This is a genomic window from Candidatus Thermoplasmatota archaeon, assembly GCA_030018475.1.
Taxonomy (GTDB): Archaea; Thermoplasmatota; JASEFT01; order JASEFT01; family JASEFT01; genus JASEFT01.
Genome location: JASEFT010000076.1, coordinates 1 through 3,866, shown reverse-complemented (window position 1 = coordinate 3,866; position 3,866 = coordinate 1). Strand labels below are relative to the sequence as shown.

4 protein-coding genes are annotated in these 3,866 nt (G+C 39.0%); 3 read left to right on the top strand and 1 reads right to left on the bottom strand.

Annotation, left to right across the window (positions count from 1 at the left end):
* Positions 1-414 precede the first annotated feature (414 nt).
* The 3 genes from nuoE to QMD21_07340 are packed head-to-tail and all read left to right on the top strand — an operon-like array spanning position 415 to position 3,411.
* Complete coding sequence (gene nuoE / locus QMD21_07350) at positions 415-876, top strand: NADH-quinone oxidoreductase subunit NuoE (protein ID MDI6856577.1); 462 nt, start codon at positions 415-417, stop codon at positions 874-876.
* Positions 877-880: 4 nt separating this feature from the next.
* Positions 881-2,803 (top strand): NADH-quinone oxidoreductase subunit NuoF, encoded by a 1,923-nt coding sequence (locus QMD21_07345; GenBank protein ID MDI6856576.1) that lies wholly within the window; start codon positions 881-883, stop codon positions 2,801-2,803.
* Between the two features lie 2 nt (positions 2,804-2,805).
* Positions 2,806-3,411 (top strand): 2Fe-2S iron-sulfur cluster-binding protein, encoded by a 606-nt coding sequence (locus QMD21_07340; GenBank protein MDI6856575.1) that lies wholly within the window; start codon positions 2,806-2,808, stop codon positions 3,409-3,411.
* 64 nt (positions 3,412-3,475) lie between these two features.
* On the opposite strand, the gene QMD21_07335 is transcribed toward QMD21_07340, so the two are convergent.
* Positions 3,476-3,760: a hypothetical protein gene (locus QMD21_07335; protein ID MDI6856574.1), complete on the bottom strand. Its 285-nt coding sequence runs from the start codon at positions 3,758-3,760 to the stop codon at positions 3,476-3,478.
* Between the last annotated feature and the right edge of the window lie 106 nt (positions 3,761-3,866).

Genomic DNA, 3,866 nt, shown 5'->3' with positions numbered 1-3,866 from the left:
TCTGTTAAATACATATTATGGCAAACAGATTAGAAATAGGCCAATCTGTTTTAGCCTGTGCAACAAAGCAATCTGAGCGTTAGCTTTTTATATTCAAAACACCATAGTCTTTTTTGATAATGTTTAACTGTAAAACATACGAGGGGTAACATGAAAAGGAAAAGAACTAAAACTCATCTTGTGGGGCTGAGGGTGACCGAAGAGCAGAGGGCGGTTTTATCTAAATTACAGAGTGAATCCAATCTGAGTAAGACTGATATTTTATTAAGAGGATTAGAGATTATAAGCGAATACTATTCACTTGGTCTTGATAGAGACCCCTTGAGTTATGAACTGAGAAATCTCGAAAAAGAGGCAATGCGCCACACTGAAGCCCTGAAACAAATCAGAAAAAGGGAAGAATCAATAAGGGAAATGGTTCAAGAACTACGCAACGTTGACGAGATTATAGATAAGTACCAATGTGATAAAAGTGCTTTAATCCAAATCCTTTTAGAAATTCAAGATAAAAAACACTGGCTTCCCAAGCATGCTTTGATGTGGATTTCTGAAAGGTTGAAAGTACCAATGATTCAAATCCTTCATATCGCTAGCTTCTACAAAGCCTTTAGCTTGGAGCCAAGAGGAGAGCATCTGGTTAGAGTTTGTCTCGGCACTGCTTGTCATGTGAGAGGTGGTCAAAGAGTTTTAGAAGTTGCAGAACGTGTCTTAGGAATCAAAGCAGGGGAAACGACCCGTGACCTTAAGTTTACTCTGGAGAGCGTTAATTGTTTAGGATGTTGTGCATTAGGACCCGTGATAGTAGTGGATGATGAATATCATGGTAAGGTCGCACCTTCAAAGGTGGGCGATATCTTAGCAAGCTATACTAGGTGATAAAATGAAAAAACTAAAATCGTCATCAGACTTAGAAAATCTCAGAAAGGAAATATTATCCAAGAGAGACCCTAAAAAGATGTGTATTACCTTATGTTCAGGTACAGGATGTCGCGCTTACGCTAGCGAAAAAGTTAACATTGCTTTTCAAGACGAGATTAAAAAACAAAAATTGGGAAAAGAAGTAGATATTAGGAGAACAGGATGTCATGGGTTTTGTGAGAAAGGTCCTATTGTTGTTATCTATCCTGAAGAAATATGTTATCTTCAAGTGAAGCCTGAAGATGTATTTGATATTCTATCTCAAACAATAAAGGAAGGAAAAATCATTGAACGTTTACTTTATACAAATCCAGGTACTGGTGAAAAAATTATTCACGAGTCTGAGATACCATTTTATAAGAATCAGAAACGACTTGTTTTTGGCAACAACCGTAAAATCGATCCTAAAAGTATTGATGACTATATTGCACTCAACGGGTATACTGCCTTGTCAAAAGCACTTCTTGAGCTTACACCTGAGCAGGTGATTGAAGAAGTTAAAAAAGCTAACTTGAGAGGACGAGGTGGTGGTGGTTTTCCTACAGGACGAAAATGGGAAACCACCCGCAACGCGCCTGCTGCACCTAAATACGTAATTGTTAATTGTGATGAGGGGGACCCCGGAGCATACATGGACAGGTCTCTAATGGAAGGTAATCCGCACAGTGTCCTTGAAGGACTTGTTATCGGTGCATATGCTATTGGCTCACATGAGGGTTTTATCTATGTGCGTCAGGAATATCCTCTTGCTGTTGAGAACACAGAAATTGCCATAAAGCAAGCAGAGGAATACGGTTTTCTTGGTGAAGATATTCTTGGCTCAGGGTTTAATTTCAAAGTCAAGATTCATAGGGGTGCAGGTGCTTTCGTCTCCGGTGAGTCAAGCGCTCTTGTAAGCGCAATAGAAGGAAAAGTAGGAGAACCAAAACCTAAATATATCCACACTGCTGTGAAAGGATTGTGGAACAAACCAACCTGCCTAAATAATGTGGAAACATGGGCAAATGTGCCGCTTATTATAAATAATGGTGCAGATTGGTACAGGAGCATGGGCACTGAGGGCAGTAAGGGCACTAAAATATTTTCATTAGTTGGTAAAGTCAATAACACAGGGTTAGTGGAAGTACCTATGGGCATGACGCTTAGGAGTATTATTTACGATATTGGTGGAGGAATACCTAACGGTAAGAAATTCAAAGCGATTCAGACTGGTGGTCCCTCTGGCGGTTGTATTCCTGAGCAGTTTCTTGACCTTCCAATAGATTTCGATGAACTTACGAAGGTAGGGTCAATGATGGGTTCGGGTGGAATGATTGTAATGGATGGAGACACCTGCATGGTTGATATCGCAAGATATTTTACAAACTTTCTTGCTGATGAATCCTGCGGGAAATGTATACCCTGTCGTGAGGGGCTAAGGCATATGCTTAAAATCTTGAATAATATCACAGGTGGAAAAGCTACAGAAGAAGATATTAAACGCTTGGAAGATCTCACAGAGGTAGTTCGTGATGGCTCTTTATGTGCTCTCGGTGGAACTGCTCCTAATCCTGTAATAAGCACACTCAAATATTTCAGAGATGAATACGAAGCACATATCAAAGAGAAGCGCTGTCCTGCGTTAGTTTGTAAGGAACTTATTATATATTATATTGACCCTGAAAAATGTCAAGCATGCGGATTATGCGTCAAAAACTGTCCTACAGGAGCAATTTACGGTAAAAAAAAGATTGTGCATATAATTAATCAAGAGAAATGTATTAAATGTGGGACATGTTTTGATGTTTGCCCTGACAAGTTTAGTGCAGTGCTCAGACTCTCTGGAGAACCAGCACCTCCAGATGTTCCAAGAGAGACAAGGATAAAATCCAAAGAAAGGCGATGAAAATGAGAACTATAACTTTAGAAATTGATGAAAAAAAAGTCAAAGCTGAAGAAGGAATGACTATTCTACAAGCAGCTAAATCTGTTGGGATTGACATCCCCACATTATGCTATCATGAAAAATTAGAACCTTATGGTGCTTGCCGATTATGCATGGTAGAAATCACGAAGAATAAACGGTCAAGGTTGGTTACATCTTGTTGTTATCCAGTAGAAGAGGGGTTAATAGTAAAGACTGATACTGAGAAAGTGAACAAAATCAGGAAAACAATTATAGAACTACTATTACCATTGGCCCCTACTGGTCCAATAATGACTTTGGGCGCAAAGTATGGTCTCTGTGAATATATTAAGAAAACAGAAGTAGAGGGGGAATGGAAAGTAAAAGGATTTCGGTTTCCTACAGAGCAAAACGATTGTACACTTTGTGGGTTATGTGTACGATACTGTGCAGAGATTAAGAAAGAGAATGCTGTTGGGTTCATAGGTCGAGGCGTAGATAGACATATAGCTATCCTGCCTGAAAAAGGTGGTATATGCATCTTTTGCAGGGAGTGTTATAACCTTTGTGACGGTGGCAAATTCCCACACGAAGCTGAGGCTTTTTAGCGTTCTTTTATTCAGATTTTACTAAGCGAAATAACAGCGAAATCACGAGGCTGAAACGAGGTTGTTACGAAGCTGTTGAGGCAATATATTGGCTTAAATACAAGTTATAACCAGCTCTGCCATATTTCTTTGCTCTCATATTATATTCTGCTTTTTCCATTTCGTTTAATCTCTGCCAACTTTTAACCGCGTTTCTGAATCTATCTCTTTTTGCTAACTGGATTTCAGTTTTAGGATCGCTGGGTTTAGTATATTTTTTGATGTAGTGTGTCCTACCTTTATGTGATGCAACTACTGCTTTGCCTATAGTGCCACTGTATATATTTCCGAGCATATTCTTGATTTTCATATTCTCAGTTATTAATATACACTTCAATAACTATCAACTCTATGATTTCTAGTGTGCGGAAACTATAATGTTGTTTTTGTCAGCTCTGGCACCCGTAATAGCTAGC

Bases quoted from the DNA above. Each gene is read 5' to 3' on its own strand.
- nuoE (MDI6856577.1), top strand. From the start codon at position 415: ATGGTTCAAGAACTACGCAACGTTGACGAGATTATAGATAAGTACCAA.
- QMD21_07345 (MDI6856576.1), top strand. From the start codon at position 881: ATGAAAAAACTAAAATCGTCATCAGACTTAGAAAATCTCAGAAAGGAA.
- QMD21_07340 (MDI6856575.1), top strand. From the start codon at position 2,806: ATGAGAACTATAACTTTAGAAATTGATGAAAAAAAAGTCAAAGCTGAA.
- QMD21_07335 (MDI6856574.1), bottom strand. From the start codon at position 3,760: ATGAAAATCAAGAATATGCTCGGAAATATATACAGTGGCACTATAGGC.